Origin of the sequence: Priestia taiwanensis (assembly GCF_014638355.1) — a bacterium.
Taxonomy (GTDB): domain Bacteria; phylum Bacillota; class Bacilli; order Bacillales; family Bacillaceae_G; genus Priestia_D; species Priestia_D taiwanensis.
On record NZ_BMFK01000014.1, the window covers coordinates 1 to 5,501 of the forward strand.

7 protein-coding genes are annotated in these 5,501 nt (G+C 36.3%); 2 read left to right on the forward strand and 5 right to left on the reverse strand.

Annotated features, from left to right (window positions below):
• Window positions 1-396: 396 nt before the first annotated feature.
• Window positions 397-1,125: a CPBP family intramembrane glutamic endopeptidase gene (locus IEV41_RS19780; RefSeq protein ID WP_188390217.1), complete on the forward strand. Its 729-nt coding sequence runs from the start codon at window positions 397-399 to the stop codon at window positions 1,123-1,125.
• Complete coding sequence (locus tag IEV41_RS19785; protein WP_188390218.1) at window positions 1,122-1,319, forward strand: YdiK family protein; 198 nt, start codon at window positions 1,122-1,124, stop codon at window positions 1,317-1,319. Before IEV41_RS19780 ends, IEV41_RS19785 begins: the two co-directional genes overlap by 4 nt.
• A gap of 26 nt (window positions 1,320-1,345) precedes the next feature.
• On the opposite strand, the gene IEV41_RS19790 is transcribed toward IEV41_RS19785, so the two are convergent.
• The 5 genes from IEV41_RS19790 to tsaE form a co-directional block, all read right to left on the reverse strand.
• A complete protein-coding gene (locus tag IEV41_RS19790; protein ID WP_188390219.1) occupies window positions 1,346-1,981 on the reverse strand; it encodes a redox-sensing transcriptional repressor Rex in 636 nt (211 codons plus the stop codon).
• A gap of 437 nt (window positions 1,982-2,418) precedes the next feature.
• Window positions 2,419-3,441, reverse strand: a complete 1,023-nt coding sequence (gene tsaD, locus IEV41_RS19795) for a tRNA (adenosine(37)-N6)-threonylcarbamoyltransferase complex transferase subunit TsaD (RefSeq protein WP_188390220.1) — start codon at window positions 3,439-3,441, stop codon at window positions 2,419-2,421.
• Complete coding sequence (rimI, locus tag IEV41_RS19800; RefSeq protein WP_188390221.1) at window positions 3,438-3,890, reverse strand: ribosomal protein S18-alanine N-acetyltransferase; 453 nt, start codon at window positions 3,888-3,890, stop codon at window positions 3,438-3,440. Before rimI ends, tsaD begins: the two co-directional genes overlap by 4 nt.
• The gene (tsaB, locus tag IEV41_RS19805) at window positions 3,890-4,594 is read right to left on the reverse strand and encodes a tRNA (adenosine(37)-N6)-threonylcarbamoyltransferase complex dimerization subunit type 1 TsaB (protein WP_188390222.1); all 705 of its coding nucleotides are present in this window, start codon (window positions 4,592-4,594) and stop codon (window positions 3,890-3,892) included. Before tsaB ends, rimI begins: the two co-directional genes overlap by 1 nt.
• Before the next feature lie 2 nt (window positions 4,595-4,596).
• Window positions 4,597-5,049 carry a tRNA (adenosine(37)-N6)-threonylcarbamoyltransferase complex ATPase subunit type 1 TsaE gene (gene tsaE, locus IEV41_RS19810; RefSeq protein ID WP_188390223.1) on the reverse strand — a complete coding sequence of 151 codons (453 nt, stop codon included), beginning with the start codon at window positions 5,047-5,049 and terminating at the stop codon, window positions 4,597-4,599.
• Window positions 5,050-5,501 lie beyond the last annotated feature (452 nt).

Here is a 5,501-nt window from a genome sequence, read left to right on the forward strand (position 1 = left end):
AAGAACTTCTATCGCTTAAAGCGACTTCGTTATCTTAACATCTTCGTTAGTTGATGTCAACATTGTTTTCAAATGTTTTTTCGTGCTTTATGAACCGTTGTTCATCAGCGACGTTTATTAATATACCACCTACAACAATCATGGTCAACAATTTCTTTATGCTTTTTTCATTTTTTTATTTCACCCATGAATACTTCTCTTTCTTTCATTATAATATAAACAAAAGAAAGGAAAATGTGTAGTATGTACATTCTTTCTAAAAGACTCTATTTTTACACCTCTCTTTATCCTTTTTTCTTCTCCACCTCAAAAATAATGTCGTTACCTTTACCTATACCATGAAATAGGCTAATATTTTTAATAACAACTTAATTCTATTATTAAAGGAGTATATATATGAAAATACGATATTGGTGGATTCTCTTAACATATGTCATTTTGCAATTCTCCAGCATGTTAGGTGTCCCTCTTCTTATTAAACTAGGCGTATACGATTCAATAAGTAATTCGAAACTAATGGTTTCCACTGCATTAACACATTGGACAATTGGTGCATTCATTGTTGCAACTATTATTATCGTAACCTTACTTATGCGAGATTTAAAGGAAACACCACCTCACAGAAACCGAGCTTCTACTTCTGAAGCACTTGGTTGGATTCTTGGTGGACTTTTCTTAGCATTCTTCACTCAAATGATTGCAGCAATGATTGAAGTAACTGTATTCGGTATTCAACCAGGTTCAGAAAACACGCAAATGATTGTGAACCTTACAAAGGTAACACCGCTCTTTATTGTCGTTGTCGCAATTTTAGGACCTATATTAGAAGAAATCGTATTCCGTTACGTACTGTTTGGTGCATTGCGTAAGAAATTAAACTTCTTATTTAGTGCCCTTATTAGCTCCTTTATCTTTGCAATTGTGCATCAGGACTTTGCTCACTTACTCGTATATACATCAATGGGGTTTGTTTTTGCATTCTTATATGTAAAAACAAAACGCATCATCGTTCCTATTTTTGCTCATATGTTAATGAACGCTCTCGTTATGCTCATGCAACTGAGTGTAACAAAGTTACAAGAGAAGTTTGAGCAGATACAAGGATTCATCGGAGGATTTCTATGATTAAAGTTTCACCATTTGTAATGGGACTTATGTATTTCGCAATGGGTTCCATCTTTACATATTTAGCAACAAAGTTTGCAACGCCTACCTTATGGAACTTCCCAACAATTTTCTTGGCGCTGATGGCAACGTTAGACTTTGGGCTCGCTATTCGTCTCTTTACATTCCAATACAAAATAAAAAAAGAGAGCTAGACATTGCGTCTAGCTCTCTTTTTTTATTAGTTAGAATAGTGCTTTAAGAAATATACTAATGTTTGTAATTCCACCGCTAAGTCAATATGATGAATACGAATATGCTCCGGAATCGTAATACGAGCTGGCGTGAAATTCAAAATACCTTGAATCCCCTTGCTAGCTAATCGATCCGCAATTGACTGAGCAAATGTTGCAGGAACTGTCAGAATGGCCACTTTAATATCGCTCTCTAATAGCTCTTCCAATCTATCTAAATGATAAACAGGTACCCCACCAATATCTGTACCCACTTTATTCTCATCTATATCAAAAGCAGCTACAATTTTTGTATTATTGTTTTTCATAAAATTATAGTTTAAAAAAGCAGTTCCTAAATTACCTACCCCAATTAATGCAACCTTAATTACTTCATCTTGATCCAACGTTTTTCGGAAGAAAGATAACAAATAATTCACATTATAACCATAGCCCTTTTTACCCAATGCACCGAAATACGAAAAGTCACGACGAATTGTAGCAGAATCTACTTTTACCGCTTCACTTAATTCTGCTGATGATACACGTTGTTTTCCTGACATCGATAGGTTTTTAATAAACCGATAATACAGCGGTAAACGCTTTGCCGTAGCTTGAGGTATTTTTTGTTGTTCTAAATCCATAGTATTCCCCCCAATATCCTTCTATATTTGCATATTTCTGTTTCATTACCTAAAACCTGTTATGTAACAGCAACCACCCTAAAATACATATGTTCTTATTCTTTACTATACACTATTTTAACAGTGAAGAACAATTATTTCGCATCCATAAAGCAGGTGTTACTAGGCAAAAGGACATATTACCTCATAAAATGTATGCGTTTTCTTTGTTGTTTCATCTACCAATTGAAAAAGGCAGTTTTGTGTATACTGCCTTTTTCTAACTTATCCACACCATTACATACATACATCTATGCATTTATCAAGTTATTCAGAATGTTTTCCACATTATTCACAACTTCATGTAACTTTATCCACATTTTTGTTCACATGCAAAATAGTTAATTTATAAGCTATATTATGTTTATCCACATAAGTTGATTTCTGTGGATAAATTGTTAACATTGTTCAATATCTAAGCCTGAATTTGCATTTAAGGCTAAATCAGAACGTTTTCCTTTTTCATAGGCAATCATACCTGCCGCGGCAATCATCGCTGCATTATCTGTACATAATGATAATGGCGGAATAATAAGGTCTACCTCGTCTAACATCTCAAATTCTTCTTGTAAACGTGCACGTAACCCTTTATTTGCGGCAACACCGCCAGCTAATAGTACTTGCTTTACATCATATTCTTTCGTTGCTCGTACTGTCTTTGTTACTAAAACATCAATTACGCTTTCTTGGAAGCTTGCCGCTAAATCTTCTGGCTTAATATGCTGACCACGTTGTTTTGCGTTATGCACAGTGTTAATAACTGCCGATTTCAATCCACTAAAGCTAAAATCATACGAATCTTTCTCTAACCAAGCACGTGGTAAATCAATTGTCACTGAACCATCCACAGCTAATCGATCAATATGTGGACCACCTGGATATGGAAGAGATAATGTTCGTGCAACTTTATCATATGCTTCTCCTACGGCATCATCACGTGTTTCTCCGATTACTTCAAATGAGCCGTGTTCTCGCATATATACTAACTCTGTATGCCCACCAGAAACTACTAATGCAAGCAACGGGAACTTAAACTCTGTTAAGAAACGATTCGCATAAATATGGCCAGCGATATGATGAATACCGATTAACGGCTTATCATGTGCAAAAGCAAGTGCTTTCGCTGCATTTACGCCAATTAACAGAGCACCTACTAAGCCAGGTCCTTCTGTTACTGCAATTGCATCAATATCCTCAAACGTCATATTTGCTTCTTTCATTGCTTCTTCAATAACAAGCGTAATTTGTTCAACATGATGACGTGATGCAATCTCTGGTACTACACCACCAAAGCGCTTATGGCTTTCAATTTGCGATGATACGACATTCGCAATCATTTCTTTTCCATCTTTTACAATGGCTACTGCTGTTTCATCACAACTTGTTTCTATCCCTAAAATAATTACATGTTCTTTTTTCATTTTATATTCACCCACATTACAAGAGCATCCTCGTTGTTATTAGAATAATAGTTTTTTCGAATACCACCATTACAGAACCCTACTTTTCGATACAAGTTCTGTGCCACTTCATTCGATATTCTTACTTCTAACGAAAGGGTTGTTGCGTTGTGCTCTTTTGCATAGTTCATCACATGCATCAACAACAACTCTCCTAGTTTCTTCCCACGAAAAGAAGGAAGGATTGCGATATTTGTAATACTTGCTTCATCCACAACAATCCATAATCCACAATATCCAATAATTTCTCCCTCGCACTCCATCACCGTATAATGGGCAAACGGATTTGTTGTTACTTCTCCAACAAATGCTTCACGTGTCCACGGTATGGCAAATGACACTTGTTCAATGCTATCGACAGTATCCACATCTTCTAGTGTCATCGGACGACATGTTACTTTGTTATCCATTACATTAATTCCTTTTTCTTTTGCTCTGCTAACCAGTTCGCTTCTGCTTCTGCTAGACGGATATAGTTCGGTACAAATGTGTGTACATCCGCACCTTCTTGATCACGACCAATTAGAGCGATGCCACTCGGTTTAGGCTGATGGAATGAGCTTTGCGCAAAGATTGCCTTATCACCTAAAGCAATACGAATAGTTTCTTTGTGAAGCTCTACATCGCTACCAACAAATAAGATCGGTCCATCTACTTCTTGTAGCTCTTCTACATATTCACTCAGTAATTGTATACGATCTTCCTTTACTGTATGCAATTCTCCTTGTTCGCTTTTGTATAAACCTGTATATACTTGTCCACGTCTTGCATCGAATAATGGTACGACATGACCAGCAAAGTATAATCCATTAATCGCTAAAGCAGCTAAGCTAGATACTCCCACTAATGGAATATTTAATGACCATGCTAATGTCTTTGCTATTGTTACTCCAATACGAACACCCGTATATGACCCCGGTCCTGCTGCAACAACTATTTTCTCTAGTTCTTTTGGTTTCGTATCACAATCTCTTAATAGCTGATTAATAGCGGGCATTAATCGTACAGAATGATTTTTTTGTACATTTGTTACGTATTCCCCTACTACACGATCCCCATCGACAAGTGCTACACCCATTACATTATTTGACGTATCAATCGCTAATATTTTCATTCTTATAGTAACTCCTCACACAACTGAATATATCTACTTCCAATCGGCTCTACAACAATTTTACGTGTTGTATCTCCTACATGATACAAACTAATCTTTAATAACTCTTCTGGTAACTGCGATTCAATTAAGTGTGCCCACTCAACTACGGTTACACCATCACCATAAAAGTATTCATCAAACCCTAAGTCTTCTTCACTTCCTTGTACACGGTACACATCCATATGATACAAGGGTAAGCGGCCTTGATATTCTTTAATAATAGTAAACGTAGGGCTACTTACAACGCGTTTTACACCAAGACCTTTTGCTAAGCCTTTTGTGAAAGTTGTTTTCCCTGCTCCTAAGTCCCCTTCTAGAACGATTACATCTTTCGCCTGCAATACTTCGCCTAGTTGCTTGGAGAATTCCATTGTTTCTTCTCCAGTATGGGTAATGATTTCATACTTGTTCACGTTTTTCACCAACCTATTAATAAATGTTAGTATGTCCAATCGGCTCTTATTTGAACCCGCTCTACCTAAATCGCTTCATCCACGGTTCATGTCTAACACGAAATAAATGAGTCCATTTTATTACTTCCTTCATTATATATGTTTTTACATGATAACTGGCTCTTTTCTCTACATTTTATGAGATTCGAGTCTTAAAGCAAATGAATACTACCCATTGTAGAATCTTTATTGTCGACCTTCCGGTCTTCTATTTCTTCTTCACAAAAAAGTCCTTAGGATACACAATCCTAAGGATACGATACATCACTATATATTATCTTTATGTAAAAATGTTTAAAGATAAAAAAAATACGAAACATATTGTTTCGTTTTCTAATTCATATAAATGGCGGTCCCGACCGGGATCGAACCGGCGATCTCCTGCGTGACAGGCAGGCATGTTAACCGCTACA